Consider the following 15,600-nt stretch of genomic DNA (forward strand, 5'->3'; position numbering starts at 1 on the left):
CCCTGGGATTACCAGGGCTGGTCGACCCAACGCGAGATGGACTCGACCTTCCAGGCTTCCTTGGCTCCGTCCACTTCGGTTTCGACCGTATCGCCCACCTTGCGGGAGAGGAGACGCTGACCGAGCGGAGTGAGGTAGGAAAGGATGTCGCTGTCCGGATCACTGTCCCAAGCGCCAAGGATGGCATACTTGCGGACTTCACCCGAAGAACCTTCATGCAGCTCGACGACTGAACCAATCCCGACCACATCGGTGGAGACATCGCTGAAGTCGGTGACGCGGGCACGGGCCAGATCCTTCTCGAGATCGCCTTTGCGGGCCAAGAGGGTGTCTTGGTCCTGACGGGCCATCTTGTACTCGGCGTTTTCGCGCAAGTCGCCGTGCTCCTTGGCCGTTTCGATCGCCTGCTTGTTTTCGGGGATCTTCTTGCTGACGAGCTCTTCGTATTCCTTCTTGGCCAGATCGAAGCTCTTCTGCGAAACCGTAAGGGCCGAATCGGCGGCCGGTTCCTGATCTGCAGCTGCTTCGCGCTCGAGGAGGCTCTGAATGCTCGGATACTTGCGGATGAAGCGAACGAGCAGAGACTTCTTCGTCAGGTCGTCAAAACCTTGATTGAGAAGAAGGGTCTGCGCCAAGTCGCGGGCGGTTTCCGCAGTTCCTCGATCGAGGAGGAGCGGGATGAGCTCGGTGTCATCGCTAAGCGCATCGGCGAGCGGAATCCGGCGGGTGGAGGCGTTTTGCAAAGACTCGAGGTCGATCGCGTAGAAAACGGCGTTGAGAAGACGCGGGCTGAGGAGGCTGTCAATCAGGTCCGCATATTTGACCGAATTGCGGTTCTTGATGATCCACTGGAGGATCGGGCCGCGCATCGTTTGCTCATTGAGCCAACGTTCGAAGCACTCCTTCACGCGGGCTTCCTTCTTCTTCTCATAGAGGAAGGCGATGCACTCGCTGGTGAACTTCCCTTCACTGTGACGCAGGAGGCGGACGATGATGTCTTCCCACTTGTCAGGATAGGTCCGGGTCAGGAGGTCAAGGAAACGGTGATAGTAAGCGGCTGGCAGTTCGTCGGCGAGCTTCTCCAGATTCTCAGCGGCCTCTTCGATAATTGAGAAAGAGGTCGGCTCAAGAGTCTCGACGTCGATATCAGTCGAATCATCGCGGGCCAGGTCATTGCGAACCCAAACGCCGTGCAGACGGTCAGCCTGTGTCAACAGCTTGGTGCTTTCAATGGCCTTGGTCAGGGTCTCAAGAACGCTCTCGAGGTGCTCCTTCAACTCGTCCTTGTCCTTCGAAAGGGCATAGAGTTTTTCAGCGAGGATGATCTTTTGTTTGGCCTTCTTGGTCGCGAAGAACTCCTCGAGAATTTCTTCTTCCGGGGTAATTTCTTCTTCGCGCAGGACAAAAGGATCGGTCTTCTTGGAGGGAACGGCGACGCGCGGCTCGCGGACGAGATCTTTCTTGGTGTCCGTCCACCATTTCTTGCGTTTGCGGTCCTGAGGGATGAGGAAGCCGAGTTGGCGCTCAATCTCGATCGCGGTGGCCTGTTTATCAGCCTTGGCCGCCAAAATCGCGGTGACAATTCCCACGCGATCCTTGTCGATCATCTCTTTGACGACGTCAGGCTCGGTCCGCATGCGGACGAGGATGTCGTCGTGCCCGAGGATCTCCAATTTGTCGATGCAGAAGGCGGGATCCATTGCATGGCCCTCTTTTCCTTCTTCGAAATCAATAATGAGCTTGTTCGCGTCGGAGTCGTAGCTCTGAATCTTTCCGAAACCCCAGCTTCGGTGAATGCAATAACTGCCGGGCTGCATCGCCTCCAACTTTTCGCGGGACGCCTCCAGCTTCGCGTCTGCGGCAATCAACTGATCGATTGTTTCTGAATCCATAAATGTTTGTGGCAAGCTGCTCTTTGGAATGAAGTAAAACGTACAATAGTGGGGACATGACCAAGAATGACAACAGTTTTTCCCAGAGTGGCCAAAGGCTCGCTCTGGCGTGGATGACGCGCTACCTGCGGACTCCGGCAAAATCTTCGGAAATCCGTGAAGCGGGCGGTGCGGAATCTGACACACCGCAAGCAGAGAGGCGGGCTCGAAGGCTGCACGCCTCGTGCCTGCGCCACCTGCGACTCTATCGGGAGATCCTCTCCCCTCTGGTCGCAAAGAAGCCCTCGCCAGAGGTACAGGCCGCATTGTTTCTCGCCCTGACCGAGGTCGATCTCGATTCTTCGGGCCGAAAACCGGCGATCATCGATTCCTGGGTCGGCGCCGTGCGCAAGATCGGCGGCCGCAAAACATCCGGATTTGCCAACGCGGTTCTCCGCCGCGCCTCGGCCCAATTGGAAAAAGCCCGGGATGGCAAAACCGAGCTCTCCCCCGCGATTTTGAGTTCGCACCCTGACTGGCTGGTTCGTCGCTGGACCGAGTCCCTGGGAAAACTGGAGACCGAGCGCATCCTCCAATGGAATCAAACGCCTCCCGACATTTATGCCTCGGGATCCCAAGAAGATCGCGAGAAGGCCGGTCTCGAACCGACTCAATGGCCCGAATTCTCCCGGATCCCCCATGGAATCTCCCCCGCGGTAGCCGAAGGCCTGCAATCAGGGGCTCTGACGATCCGAGACCCGGCGACCCGCATCGCGGCAAACCTCCTCTGCGCCTCTCGCCCCGACCGAGTTCTTGACCTCTGCGCCAGCCCGGGAGGGAAAAGCCGCGCCATTCTCTCCCGGGCCAACGGCCCATCGACGTTGGTCGCCGCTGACCGGGAAGAACGCCTCGCCGATCTTCGGCAAAACCTATCGCCTTGGGCCGACCGCGTCAGTGCAGTGGCGATCGATCTGGAACGTCCGGAAACCCTCCCGGAAGCATGGAGGAACCAGTTCGACGCCGTTCTCCTCGACGCTCCCTGCTCAAACACCGGCGTTATTCATCGCAAACCCGACGTAAAATGGCGCCTCAGCCCCAAAGACATGGAGGCTATGCCCCTCATCCAAAAAACTTTCCTTCGGGAAGCGTCCCGTTTCGTCCGCCCCGGCGGATGCCTCGTCTACAGCACCTGCAGTATTGAGGAAGAGGAGAATCGAGCCGTCGCCGAGTCATTTTTGCAATCCCCCGAGGGGAGCTCTTTTCAACTCACCGCCGCGATCCGCGCCCTCCCCTCCCGCACAGGCCATGACGGGGCCGGAGTCTATCGATTTATGAGGGCCAAGGATCGTTGACACCACTCGGCTCAGAACCTAAACACTTAGATTCGCTAAGCACTAACAACTTGAGCATTATTATGGCACTCTCAAAAGGAACGAAAGCACCAGACTTCAAACTTAAGTATAAAACTGCAGACGGTCTCACTGACGTGACCCTCTCCGACAACTTCGGGAAGAAAAATACGGTTCTCCTCTTCTTCCCATTCGCCTTCACCAGCGTCTGCATGTCGGAGATGTGTTCGGTCCGGGATACTCTCAATGCTTTCACTGAGTTGAACGCATCGGTGTATGGGATCAGCGTCGACAGTCCCTTCACACTCGAAGTAATGGCCAAGAAGGAAAACATCAGCTTTCCCCTTCTCAGCGACTTCAACAAGGATGTCGCCAAGGCATACGACGTGCTCTACGAAGATCTCCTCGGCCTGAGAGGGGTTGCGAAACGATCTGCCTTTGTAATCAACAAGGACGGAGAGATCACTTACTCTTGGTCGAGCGACGATCCGAAAAATGTTCCGGACTTCCCGGAACTCCGGGCGGCGATTTCCGCCTAAGACCCAAACAGAACCGCATTCATTACACAGATATAAAATTACGCGCTCTCTATGACCAATCCGTTTAACAGTCTTCAGTCCTTCGAAAGCGGCTCTTCGGCCGGTAAATTTTACTCCCTGCCGGAACTTGAAAAGCAGGGTGTGGGACCCATCAGCCGCCTGCCGGTCAGCATCCGAGTTGTCTTGGAATCCGTCCTTCGCAATTGCGATGGCGAACGGATCACGGAAGACGATGTCAAACGATTGGCCAACTGGAACGCCAAGAGTCCCGCTCAGGAAGAAATTCCTTTCACCGTTTCCCGGATCGTCCTGCAGGACTTCACCGGGGTGCCTCTCCTTGTCGACCTTGCGGCCATGCGTGATGCGGCCGCTAAACTCGGGAAAGAGCCCTCGGTCATCGAGCCGCTCGTACCCGTCGATCTCGTGGTCGACCACTCCGTCCAAGTAGATCGCGCCGGCACCGCCGAATCCTTCCGCCAGAACCTCAAATTCGAGTTCGAGCGGAATCGCGAGCGTTATGAATTTCTGAAATGGGGCCAACAGGCTTTCGACACCTTCAGCGTCGTTCCTCCGGCCATCGGGATCGTCCACCAGGTCAATCTCGAGCACCTGGCCAAGGTCGTCTTTGAACGCGAAGTCGACGGTGAATCCGTTTTCTACCCCGACACACTGGTCGGAACCGACTCTCACACCACCATGATCAACGGCCTCGGAGTCGTCGGCTGGGGTGTAGGAGGAATTGAAGCGGAAGCCGGCATGCTCGGCCAACCCGTCTACTTCCTCACTCCCGAAGTCATCGGGGTGAACCTGACCGGCGTCCTCAAAGAAGGTGTCACCGCAACGGACCTGACCCTCCGCATCACCGAAATGCTTCGTCAGCACAAGGTGGTCGGGAAGTTTATCGAATTCTTCGGCGAAGGCGTGGAAGAGCTGACTCTGGCCGACCGCGCGACCATCGCCAACATGGCCCCTGAATACGGGGCTACGATGGGATTCTTCCCCGTCGATGATCAAACGCTCGAATACCTCCGGGTCACCGGTCGGACCGACGAGCAGATCGCTCTCATCAAAGATTACCTGACCGCCCAAGGGCTCTACGGAATTCCGAAGAAGGGTGATGTAGAATACACCCAAGTGCTCGATCTCGACATCGGTTCGGTCGTTCCCTGCACCGCTGGACCGAAACGTCCTCAGGACCGCATCGATATTCCTGCCCTCAAACAGACCTTTTCAGACCTCCTGAACAAGGACGCAAGCGACGGAGGATTTGGCAAGGCGGACGACCTCGATCGTGAGGTTCCGATCGTCCCCGTTTCCAGCGATGGCGAAGACATCTCCGGCGGCGACAATCTCTCTCCGGCGGCTCAAGAAAACGGGCAAAGTGAGATGGAGATGGTGACCAACCGCCCCGCCTTCCCCGGCCACGAGTCGACCCACACCCATAAAGAACAGGAAAGCCTCAAACACGGCTCGGTCGTCATCGCTGCGATCACGAGCTGCACGAACACCAGCAACCCGAGCGTCATGCTTGCGGCTGGCCTCGTTGCCAAGCGTGCTGTCGAAAAGGGCCTCACCGTTCCCGACTACGTGAAGTCCAGCCTCGCGCCGGGCTCCCGCGTCGTCACCGACTACTTGGAGAAAACCGGTTTGGACGAATATCTCGACAAGCTCGGCTTCCAACTCGTCGGGTACGGATGCACAACCTGCATCGGCAACAGCGGACCTCTCGACGATGAGATCGAAGCGGCCGTGAAGAAGGGCGACCTCGTCGCAGCCAGCGTTCTCTCTGGAAACCGTAACTTCGAAGCCCGCGTCCATAGCTCCATCAAGGCCAACTTCTTGATGTCTCCTCCCTTGGTCGTCGCCTTCGCCCTCGCCGGGCGCATCGACATCGACCTCGACTCGGATCCCATCGGCAACGACAGCGACGGCAACCCCGTCTACCTCAAAGATCTCTGGCCAACACAGGCGGAAATCAAGGAGCTCATCAGCACCGGAATTACTCCGGAAATGTTCCGCGAGAAATACTCGGAAGTTGCCAACGCCAACGAAGAATGGACCAAGATCGAGTCGTCCACTGGCGATCTCTATGAGTGGGACGAGGATAGCACCTACATCCAGAACCCTCCCTTCTTCGAGGAATTTTCTCCAGAGCCCGGCACCATTGAGCCGATCTCTTCGATGCGCCCCTTGGCGATCTTTGGGGATTCGGTCACCACAGACCACATTTCTCCTGCCGGGGCGATTCCAGAAGATGGACCCGCTGGAAAATACCTGATCTCCAAGGGTGTTGAAAAACGCTTCTTCAATTCGTTCGGTTCCCGCCGCGGAAACGACCGGATCATGACCCGAGGCACTTTCGCCAACGTTCGGATCAAGAACCTGCTCGCTGGTGGAAAAGAAGGTGGCTACACCTGCGTGATGCCGGAGAAGGAGGAAACCTCCATTTTCGAAGCCTGCGAAAAGTATCGTGAAGAAAACACGCCTCTTATCGTGATCGCCGGAAACGACTACGGAATGGGCAGTTCCCGCGACTGGGCAGCTAAAGGCACAGCCCTCCTCGGAGTCCGAGCCGTCGTTGCCCAGAGCTACGAGCGGATTCACCGGAGCAACCTCATCGGGATGGGAGTCCTCCCCCTCCAGTTCAAGGATGGGCAGAATGCGGAATCCCTCTCGCTCGATGGCACCGAAGTTTACTCCCTTCCCGATCTCACCAATGATCTGAAGCCTCAGACAGAAACCACCCTCGTCATCGAACGAGCGAATGGAGAAGTCGAGAAGCTTCCGGTTCTGATTCGAATCGATACAGGAGTAGAGATTGATTACTATCGTCACGGAGGAATCCTCCCCTATGTCCTCCGCGACTTAACCCGATAAGAACGAACGAGAACCCGAAAAATCTGTTTCTCACACGGAGACTACCCTAATGCCCGAAGACGAAAAACCGATCTTCACCGTTGATGCGTCGGGTGAGCCTGCCGTGCTGCGGATAGACGGACGCGCGAGCTATCTAACGAGCGCTCCCGTGAACCATCTCTTCAATCACCTCCTGAATCAGGGAAAGTGTAAGTTCATCCTCGATTTCCGAAAATGCACGGGGATGGACAGCACTTTTCTGGGAATTCTGGCGGGTGCCGCGATGCGGGTGAAGAGAGAGTTTCCGGAGGGCTACCTGGAGCTGTGCAACCTAAACACTCGCAACCTGGAGCTCGTCAGAAATTTAGGGCTCCACAGGATCCTGACCGTCGTCTCTTCGATGGGTGAAGGAGAGGAAAGTGACAACGAGCCAGACAAGGGCTTTGAGTCGCTGCCCAATCAAAGTGTGGAATCTCGCTCAATGCTGGAGGCTCATAGGAACCTGGTAGACGCAGACCGCTCCAATGCGGCCAAATTCGAGGACGTTATCAAGTTTCTCGAAAAAGAGACGGAATAGGCATTCTCAGGACTTCATCGAAGTCGGACATCAGCTCTCTAAAATTCATAAAAAATGGCCCCCTCAATTGGGGGCCATTTTTGTATCCAGTGACTTCTGGATTCTCTGAAAAAGATAACTTTCGAAGTCCAATCGCTACAGGCTCATGCCTTCGGGCATCAGGTAGCCCTTAGCCTGATCGTGATAAGCACTTACCTGATCTTTCTGCCAGCTTTCGTCGCGTCCGAGTTCTCCGGCCATCAGACGGGCAACCTCTGGGGCGGCTTCCATGCTGGCCTTGGCTCCAAGCAAGATGGAGCGGGTTCTGCGGGCGAGGACATCTTCCACCGAACGGGCCATTTCATGGCGTGTGGCCCAGATGACTTCTGCTTTGATGTAAGGAAGGTCGGCATGGAGAGGATCCCCCAGACTTGAATCCTGGGCGACCAATTCTTCGATAGAGCTGGCGTCGGAACCGTAAAAACTCAGGTGTTCGAATTTCTTTGGCTTCTGCTGGGTCCATCCGTGAATCTGCAGGTGATGGGTATTGCAGGGTTTCGTGTCGAAGCTAGCAACGGTTTCAGCCTGGTCGATCACATCCTGCGCCATTTTGCGGTAAGTCGTCCACTTTCCTCCGGCTATCGTAATCAAACCGGTCTGAGAAATCAGGATAGAGTGATCCCGGGAAAGGGCTGCCGTATTCGAGTCGTCCCCAGCTTTGATCAACGGACGAAGCCCGGCGAAGAAGCTCAGCACATCCGAAGGTTCCGGATCCTTTCGGAGATAGTGTTGTGCATGAGTGAAAACAAACTCGATCTCTTCCTTGAGCGGTCGTGGCTCTAAGCTGATTTCTTTGACAGAGGTGTCCGTCGTGCCAACGACCACCGAATCGTGCCACGGCACCGCAAAGAGCACGCGCCCATCTTTCGTCTTAGGAACCATGACTGCAGTATCACCCGGGAGGAATGATTTCGGCAGGACCATGTGAATCCCCTGACTTGGCGCAACGATCGGCTTTGCTTCGGGGTTGTCCATTTTCAAGACGTTATCGACAAATACTCCGGTCGCATTGATGACGGCGCCGCCTTCGACTTCGTACTCGTTGCCCGTTTCTTCATCACGGACTCGCACCCCGCAAACGACATCGTCCTTTTTCAGGAGCCCGATGACCTTCATGTAATTGGCAACGGTAGCGCCCTGCTCTACCGCGGTTTCGGCCAAGTTGATTCCCAGACGGCTATCGTCAAATTGAGCATCGTGGTAGACCACACCGTTGATCAGACCATCGGTCTCGACGGTGGGGACGCGCTTGAGCGTTTCCTCTACGGAAAGGATTTTCGAGTGCCCCAGACCCAGTTTACCGGCCATCCGGTCGTAGACCTTGAGGCCGACACCGTAGAAGGGTGTGTCGATCCAGTTGTAGATGGGAATGACGAAAGCGAGGTCATGGGCCAAGTGCGGCGCGTTGGCACAGAGCAATCCTCGTTCTTTGAGGGCTTCAAGGACGAGGGAGATATTCCCCTGCTTCAGGTAGCGGACGCCACCATGAACCAACTTCGTGCTCCGACTCGAAGTCCCTTTGGTAAAATCGTGCTGCTCCAGCAAGAGCGGTCGGAAGCCTCGAGAGGCGGCATCCACCGCAGCCCCAAGGCCGGTGGCTCCCCCACCGATGATAATGAAATCCCACTTTTCCGACGAATCGGCGATCTTCTCTACTGCTTTATCTCTATTCATTTAAATTCCTTTTCGGGTAATCACTCAGACTCGTGCCAGTCGCGGGACAACTTAACCGCCCGCTTCCAATTCTTTCGGCTTTCTTTGATCTCTTCGGCGCCGCGCTCGGGCTCAAAAACCTTGTCTTCCTCCCATTGCGCAGCGATTTCCTTTCGATCCTTGTAAAATCCTGTGGCCAGTCCCGCCAAACAAGCCGCACCCAAAGCGGTTGTCTCGGTAACCTTCGGCCGAACCACTCTTCCTTGCAGGTAATCCGACTGGATCTGCATCAAAAGATCATTCTTCGAAGCCCCTCCATCGACTCGAAGCTCTTTGAGGTCGGTCCCGGAATCTTTGGCCATGGCCTCCAGAACATCGCAAGACTGGAAGGCGATCGCTTCGAGAGCAGCCCGGGCGATGTGGGCATCCGTAGATCCGCGGGTTAAGCCGACAATCAGACCTCTGGCATGAGGATCCCAGTAAGGCGCTCCCAATCCAGCGAATGCGGGGACAAAATAGACTCCGTTGGTGTCGGGGACGCTTTCGGCGAGGGCTTCAATCATCGGCGAGGTTCGGAAGAGTCCCATCCCGTCGCGCAACCATTGGACAACGGCTCCACTAATGAAAATACTACCCTCCAGCGCGTACTCCGTTTTATCCCCGATTCTCCAACCGATTGTGGTCAGGAGGTTATTCTTCGACTTAACGGCTTCTTCACCGGTGTTCATGAGAACAAAACTCCCGGTTCCGTACGTGTTCTTCGCCATACCCCGCTCAAAGCAGGCCTGCCCAAAGAGGGCAGCGTGCTGGTCACCCGCCATGCCGGCAATCGGAACGCCAGCAGTAGCCGACAAGGCACACTCTCCATAGACTTCGCTGCATCCTCGAATCTCGGGAAGCATCGAACGAGGAATCTCGAGGAGCGAGAGAAGTTCGTCGTCCCAATCGCCGGTGTGAATATTCATCAGCATCGTCCGGCAGGCATTGGTGGCATCGGTAACGTGGACTTCTCCTTCCGTCAGTTTCCAGACCAGCCAGGTATCGATGGTCCCAAAAGCCAAATCTCCGTCGTCTGCTTTCTTCCGGGCCCCCTCGACGTTATCCAAAATCCATTTCACTTTCGATCCGGAGAAATATGGATCGGGAAGCAGTCCCGTTTTCTCGCGAATCATATCTCCGTGTCCCCCACTCTGCAAAAGGCTGGTCATATCCGCGGTGCGACGATCCTGCCAAACGATCGCACGGTGGATCGGTTGTCCGGTCTTCCGGTCCCAAACCACAACCGTCTCGCGCTGATTGGTGATGCCGATGGAATCCACCCTCCGTGCAGATACATCAGCCTTGGCCAACACCTCAGCCATGACCGCACTTTGGGAAGACCAAATTTCCGACGGGTCGTGCTCAACCCATGCTTGCTCGGGAAAATACTGAGGGAACTCTTGCTGAGCCACCGCTTTGATCGCGCCAGACTTATCGAAGAGAATAGCTCGGGAGGAAGTAGTCCCTTGATCGAGAGCCAGAAGGAAATCTTTAGACATAGGGTTAAACAGTTTTTTGGGTTTTTATTGCAGTGAAAGAAAATCAGGACAGCGGAGCTCCCAGAGAGGTCATCGAGAACAGCACTCCTCCGATTATGCCACCAACAATAGGCGCGATAATGGGAATCCATGCGTAGCCCCAATCCGTCTTACCCTTGGATTTGATCGAAAGGACTGCGTGCATAATCCGGGGCCCCAAGTCGCGGGCGGGATTGATGGCATATCCAGTTGGACCGCCAAGCGACATCCCAATCCCAAAGACCAGCATTCCCACAAGGGCGGGTCCAATTTGGCCGCCAACCTGATTACCGGGGGCAAAAATGGCCAGGACACCGAAGACGAGAATGGCAGTTCCGATCATCTCGGTGAGGAAATTATCACGAGTGTTCCGAATCTCAGGTGCCGTGGCAAAAGTGGCGAAAATCGCATCCGGATCTTCCGTTGCTTGATACTGTGATCCATAGGTCAGATACACCAAATAGCTTCCCGCCATAGCTCCCGCTAACTGAGCGAGAATGAAACCGGGGACCATCGACCAGGCAAAAGTGCCATTTATTGCGTAGGCGATCGTGACAGCCGGATTGATGTGGCCGCCACTCACGTGTCCTGAGGCGTAAACCCCGACCGCGACTCCGACTCCCCATCCGGCGGTAACCATGAAAGTTCCCGAATCATTACCTTTGGATTTGTTCAACAGAACATTCGCGACTACCCCGTTTCCAAAAAGAATTAAGAGCAGGGTACCGACAAACTCGGCTAGGTAGGGCATGGATTAAATCTAACCACATTTCCCGGTTCCGCAATGGGCCAAATACGAATTTTTCCTCGATTCCAACCAGAAAATCCCTATCAGCAAAAAAATTCGCGATCGTCCCATTATCACAGGATATGTATTCAGGCTCCTGAGTGCTCTTCCGCCACGGGGATACTCAATCCTTAAGGCGACAAAATTCCCTGGACAGCCCTCGTCGAACCTTCGGTCCAACGTCAGGTGATCTTCAGACCCTCGGGAAGCCTCTAAAAGGCCTTCCTAAAATATCAGGCTTAAACCTCCGACCGAAACCTCATTGACGAGATTTTCGGTAAGGCGGCTCAGATCATTAAACGCTGAGCGTTTCGATGATCTTGATAATCGGCATGAAGAGCGCGATGACGATGAAACCAACGACCACAGCGAGGAAGACGATCATGACCGGCTCGATGATGGAAGTAATTCCGTTCACCGCGTTGTCCACGTCTTCATCATAGTTATCAGCCACCCGAGTCAGCATTTCATCCAACTCACCGGTTTCTTCACCCACTTCAACCATACTGGTCACCATCGTCGGGAAAACTTTTTCATTGGCCATCGGACCCGCCACGGATTCCCCGTCGCGGACTTGGTCATGAATTCGCCCGATCGCATCCGCAAAGTAGCGGTTTGAAACGATTTCGCGAGTAATGACCAGCGCGTCCAAGATCGGAACCCCACTCGAAAGGAGTGTTCCAAAGGTCCGGGTAAAGCGGGCAATATTCGCCTTACTGAGGAGGTCCCCCACTTTGGGAAGCTTGTAGAGAACCATATCCTTCGCACGACCACCCGCCGGGGTCTTCACCAAAATTCGACCGATCACGGCGACCGCGACGATCGCGCCAAGGACAATCAAAATATTCTCCTGAATGAATCGACTGGTTCCAATAACGATCTGAGTCACTGTCGGAAGAGCGGCCCCTCTAAGCATTTCCTCGAAGATCTGCTCGAATTTCGGAACCACGACAACCATCAGAAGAACCACGATGACGATGGCGACAAAGACAACGACCGACGGATAAACCATGGCCGATTTCACGCGCTTCCGCAGACGCAGCGACTTTTCCATGAAGCCGGCCAAACGGTCGAGAACCGTCTCGAGAACACCCCCAGCCTCACCGGCACGGACCATGTTCACGTAAAGTTTGTCAAAATACTTCGGGTATTGGGTCAGCCCGTCGGAAAATGAATTACCAGCGCGCACGTTTTCGGCCAAGCTGCCAATGATCTGAGCCAGTTTCGCATTTTTCTCCTGACGCTCCATGACATCGAGGCCGCGGAGGAGCGGGACACCGGAACGGAGAAGGGTTGCGAGTTGTCGGGTGAAGAGCGTCAACTCTTCGTTCTTAATCCGACCGAAGAGAGAACTTTTCTTCTTCTGCGCCTTCGGCTTCGAAGCACCGCGCTTGGAACGGCCTTTCGACTCAGTGACTTCCAGAGGCATCAGCCCCATGTTGGTCAACTGGCTATTCGCCTCCTCGGGTGAAGCAGCGTTAACTTTTCCGCGACGCTCTTTACCGTTACCGTCGATTGCTTTGTATGAAAACTGGGGCATAACTCAGAAAAAAAGGGATTAAATAAAACAGAGTAAACGTTATGGGTCCGAATACCGCCAATCAAGTGTATTTTAGGACCTCTTCAATGGTAGTATGGCCATCAAAAATCGCTCGGAGACCGTCTTCTCGGAGACTCCTCATCCCCTGCTCCAAAGCCTTCTGGCGGATCACGAGAGTGGGTGAGCGTTTGTTGATCAATTCGCGGAGCGGATCGGTCACCATAATCATCTCAAAGAGACCAATACGACCGGAATATCCTGTGTTGCTACAGTGGGGACATCCTGCTCCGAAATAGAAATCTTTGTCCGCAACCTCCAGCGGATCGACCCCGAGAAGATCAATCATTTCACCATCGGGTTCGTACTCTTGGCGGCACTGGCGGCAGATTCGCCGCACAAGGCGCTGGGCGAGGACGGCTTCAAGCGAGGAGGAGATCAAGAAGGGTTCCAGCCCCATATCGACAAGACGGGTGACAGCACCGGAAGCGTCGTTCGTGTGCAAGGTGCTGAGCACGACGTGCCCCGTAAGGGAGGCCTGGACCGCAATCTGCGCGGTTTCAATATCACGAATCTCACCCACCATGATCTTATCCGGATCCTGCCGGAGGAATGAGCGCAGGGCTCGGGCGAAGTCGAGGCCGACTTGGTGGTTTACGGCCACCTGCATGATCCCCTCGATCTCATACTCAATCGGATCCTCAGCCGTGAGAATCTTGGTATCGATCTGGTTGATCTCACGAAGCGCGCTATAGAGAGTCGTCGTCTTGCCGCTACCGGTCGGCCCGGTGACAATGAAGATCCCATTGGGCAAACGAACGGTGCTCCGGATGTTCTCGAGGACATCGTCTGGGAGAGAAAGTGACTCCAAGTCGAGGTTCACCACGGATTTATCCAAGACACGAAGCACGACGCTCTCGCCAAATTGTGTCGGGAGCGTGGACACCCGAAGATCGACCGGACGACCGGCGATCGTCATTTTGATACGACCATCCTGAGGAATGCGCTTTTCGGCGATGTTAAGATTCGCGATAACCTTGATGCGGGAGATCACGGGGACCGCTAACTTCTTCGGCGGTGGCGACATCTCATAGAGCGCCCCATCAATCCGGTATCGAATCCGGAACTGGTCCTCATACGGCTCAAAGTGAACGTCTGAGGCCTTATCCTTAATGGCCTGCTGGAGAACCAGATTCACAAACCGGATGATCGGAGTCTGATTCGCCAACTGGTTGAGATCATCATCCGAGATGTCATCATCGACATCTTCCATTGAATCTTCATCCAGCTCACCAAGCAAATCGTCGATCGAAGCATCTCCCTGACCGTAAGTCTCGTAGAGAAGAGTCTCGATCTTGGGCGGATCCGCCACGACCAAGTTGATGTCCTTATTGAGGGTGAAAGTCAGATCGTCAACGATGCTGAAATTCAGGGGATCCATGGCCAGAAGATCGATCGAAGTGTCGTCGTAGCGGACCGGGACCACACCGTACATGCGGGCCAGATTCGGACGGACCTGCTTGGAGACATCTTCCTCAACCATCCGCGGGACCTCATCCATATATTGGTGCCCGAGGTAGTCGGCCAGGTTCTCCAAGATTTGCTCTTCGGTGAGGTATCCCGAATCGATGAGCACCTCCGCCAGAGCCTTACCGGTGCCGTGCGTTTCGTCAAATGCGGCGATCAGCTGGTCATGAGGAACGAGTTCACGTTCCTTCAGGAGGTCAAAAATAGTGTCGTTGTGATCTTCAAACATGGGGTTCAGACTTTGAATCCAGATTCCGCTAATTTCTCCCGCATCATATCGGGCTTCTGTGCCTTCTTAAGGGCTTCTGCTGGTTCGATGAGGCCTTCGTTCACGAGGGCTCGAAGGTGCACATCGAGGGAAATCATACCGAGACGGCCACCCGTTTGGATATCCGAGTCGATACGGAAAGTCTTGTTCTCACGAATCTGCTGGGCGATCGAAGTGGTAGTGACCATCACTTCGAGACCTGCGACCCGCCCTCCGCCAATCTTACGACAGAGAACCTGAGAAACCACGGCGACGATTGAAGACGCGAGCTGGGTGCGTATTTGATCTTTGGTGGCAGCGGGAAAAGCATCGACAATACGATCGACTGTGCGGGCCGCACCCGTCGTGTGGAGCGTTCCAAAGACCAAGTGCCCGGTCTCGGCGGCTGTGACCGCGGCCTGGATCGTATCCAAGTCCCGCATTTCCCCGACCAGAATAACATCGGGATCCTGCCGAAGAGCGGCACGGATGGCGTCTCCGAAGTTGTCGACGTCGTGTCCCAACTCCCGCTGGGTCAAGATGCAATTGCGGTGGGGATGATAATACTCGATCGGATCTTCGATCGTAACGATGTGCCCATCCCGATTCCGATTGATCCAATCGATCATCGAAGCCAGTGTCGTCGACTTCCCCGAACCTGTCGGACCGGTAACGAGGATGAGACCCCGAGGGCGATTCAACAACTCTACGACTTGACGCGGTATCCCGATATCGGAGAGAGAAAAGAGATCTGACGGAATTTGGCGAAGGACCATGCCCACATTTCCCCGAGCTCGGAAGACATTCACGCGGAACCGGCACTGATCGCGATAGGCGAAACCGAAATCCGCTTGCCCAGCGCTCTTCAACTTTTGCTGCACCTCATCGGAGGCAATCGCCATCACCAACTCTTCGGCATCCTCCGGGGTCAGATCTGGACCCTCGACCGGGACCATTCCTCCCCCCGATCGCAGCGATGGTGGGCGCCCAACATGAATATGCAGATCGGAGGCACCCTCCGAGACCGTTAATTCCAGCAAATCGTTGAGTTCGTAACCCATG

11 protein-coding genes are annotated in these 15,600 nt (G+C 55.3%); 4 read left to right on the forward strand and 7 right to left on the reverse strand.

Annotated features, from left to right (window positions below; genetic code table 11):
• Positions 1–8: 8 nt before the first annotated feature.
• Positions 9–1,892, reverse strand: a complete 1,884-nt coding sequence (locus tag H5P30_RS04075) for a GreA/GreB family elongation factor (protein WP_185691684.1) — start codon at positions 1,890–1,892, stop codon at positions 9–11.
• Between the two features lie 56 nt (positions 1,893–1,948).
• On the opposite strand from H5P30_RS04075, the gene H5P30_RS04080 reads away from it, so the two are divergent.
• From H5P30_RS04080 to H5P30_RS04095, 4 genes are all read left to right on the forward strand, one after another.
• The gene (locus H5P30_RS04080) at positions 1,949–3,223 is read left to right on the forward strand and encodes an RsmB/NOP family class I SAM-dependent RNA methyltransferase (protein ID WP_185691685.1); all 1,275 of its coding nucleotides are present in this window, start codon (positions 1,949–1,951) and stop codon (positions 3,221–3,223) included.
• Positions 3,224–3,285: 62 nt separating this feature from the next.
• Positions 3,286–3,759 carry a redoxin domain-containing protein gene (locus tag H5P30_RS04085; protein WP_185691686.1) on the forward strand — a complete coding sequence of 158 codons (474 nt, stop codon included), beginning with the start codon at positions 3,286–3,288 and terminating at the stop codon, positions 3,757–3,759.
• A gap of 51 nt (positions 3,760–3,810) precedes the next feature.
• Positions 3,811–6,636, forward strand: a complete 2,826-nt coding sequence (locus H5P30_RS04090; protein WP_185691687.1) for an aconitate hydratase — start codon at positions 3,811–3,813, stop codon at positions 6,634–6,636.
• 49 nt (positions 6,637–6,685) lie between these two features.
• The gene (locus H5P30_RS04095; protein WP_185691688.1) at positions 6,686–7,192 is read left to right on the forward strand and encodes an STAS domain-containing protein; all 507 of its coding nucleotides are present in this window, start codon (positions 6,686–6,688) and stop codon (positions 7,190–7,192) included.
• Between the two features lie 135 nt (positions 7,193–7,327).
• Here H5P30_RS04095 and H5P30_RS04100 read toward each other — a convergent pair whose 3' ends face one another.
• The 6 genes from H5P30_RS04100 to H5P30_RS04125 all read right to left on the reverse strand — a co-directional run bounded on the left by H5P30_RS04100 (position 7,328) and on the right by H5P30_RS04125 (position 15,599).
• Positions 7,328–8,905 carry a glycerol-3-phosphate dehydrogenase/oxidase gene (locus tag H5P30_RS04100; RefSeq protein ID WP_185691689.1) on the reverse strand — a complete coding sequence of 526 codons (1,578 nt, stop codon included), beginning with the start codon at positions 8,903–8,905 and terminating at the stop codon, positions 7,328–7,330.
• A 20-nt stretch (positions 8,906–8,925) separates the two neighbouring features.
• Entirely contained in the window at positions 8,926–10,422 is a 1,497-nt protein-coding gene (gene glpK, locus H5P30_RS04105) for a glycerol kinase GlpK (RefSeq protein WP_185691690.1), read from the reverse strand.
• 43 nt (positions 10,423–10,465) lie between these two features.
• Positions 10,466–11,191 (reverse strand): MIP/aquaporin family protein, encoded by a 726-nt coding sequence (locus H5P30_RS04110; protein WP_185691691.1) that lies wholly within the window; start codon positions 11,189–11,191, stop codon positions 10,466–10,468.
• A 331-nt stretch (positions 11,192–11,522) separates the two neighbouring features.
• Positions 11,523–12,767 carry a type II secretion system F family protein gene (locus H5P30_RS04115; RefSeq protein WP_185691692.1) on the reverse strand — a complete coding sequence of 415 codons (1,245 nt, stop codon included), beginning with the start codon at positions 12,765–12,767 and terminating at the stop codon, positions 11,523–11,525.
• A 61-nt stretch (positions 12,768–12,828) separates the two neighbouring features.
• Complete coding sequence (gene gspE / locus H5P30_RS04120; protein ID WP_185691693.1) at positions 12,829–14,520, reverse strand: type II secretion system ATPase GspE; 1,692 nt, start codon at positions 14,518–14,520, stop codon at positions 12,829–12,831.
• Positions 14,521–14,525: 5 nt separating this feature from the next.
• Positions 14,526–15,599 carry a type IV pilus twitching motility protein PilT gene (locus H5P30_RS04125; protein ID WP_185691694.1) on the reverse strand — a complete coding sequence of 358 codons (1,074 nt, stop codon included), beginning with the start codon at positions 15,597–15,599 and terminating at the stop codon, positions 14,526–14,528.
• Position 15,600 lies beyond the last annotated feature (1 nt).

The sequence above is a fragment of the Puniceicoccus vermicola genome, from assembly GCF_014230055.1.
Taxonomy (GTDB): Bacteria; Verrucomicrobiota; Verrucomicrobiia; order Opitutales; family Puniceicoccaceae; genus Puniceicoccus; species Puniceicoccus vermicola.

Coding starts and splice junctions, on each gene's coding strand:
- H5P30_RS04075 (WP_185691684.1), bottom strand. CDS start 1,892: ATGGATTCAGAAACAATCGATCAGTTGATTGCCGCAGACGCGAAGCTG.
- H5P30_RS04080 (WP_185691685.1), top strand. CDS start 1,949: ATGACCAAGAATGACAACAGTTTTTCCCAGAGTGGCCAAAGGCTCGCT.
- H5P30_RS04085 (WP_185691686.1), top strand. CDS start 3,286: ATGGCACTCTCAAAAGGAACGAAAGCACCAGACTTCAAACTTAAGTAT.
- H5P30_RS04090 (WP_185691687.1), top strand. CDS start 3,811: ATGACCAATCCGTTTAACAGTCTTCAGTCCTTCGAAAGCGGCTCTTCG.
- H5P30_RS04095 (WP_185691688.1), top strand. CDS start 6,686: ATGCCCGAAGACGAAAAACCGATCTTCACCGTTGATGCGTCGGGTGAG.
- H5P30_RS04100 (WP_185691689.1), bottom strand. CDS start 8,905: ATGAATAGAGATAAAGCAGTAGAGAAGATCGCCGATTCGTCGGAAAAG.
- glpK (WP_185691690.1), bottom strand. CDS start 10,422: ATGTCTAAAGATTTCCTTCTGGCTCTCGATCAAGGGACTACTTCCTCC.
- H5P30_RS04110 (WP_185691691.1), bottom strand. CDS start 11,191: ATGCCCTACCTAGCCGAGTTTGTCGGTACCCTGCTCTTAATTCTTTTT.
- H5P30_RS04115 (WP_185691692.1), bottom strand. CDS start 12,767: ATGCCCCAGTTTTCATACAAAGCAATCGACGGTAACGGTAAAGAGCGT.
- gspE (WP_185691693.1), bottom strand. CDS start 14,520: ATGTTTGAAGATCACAACGACACTATTTTTGACCTCCTGAAGGAACGT.
- H5P30_RS04125 (WP_185691694.1), bottom strand. CDS start 15,599: ATGGGTTACGAACTCAACGATTTGCTGGAATTAACGGTCTCGGAGGGT.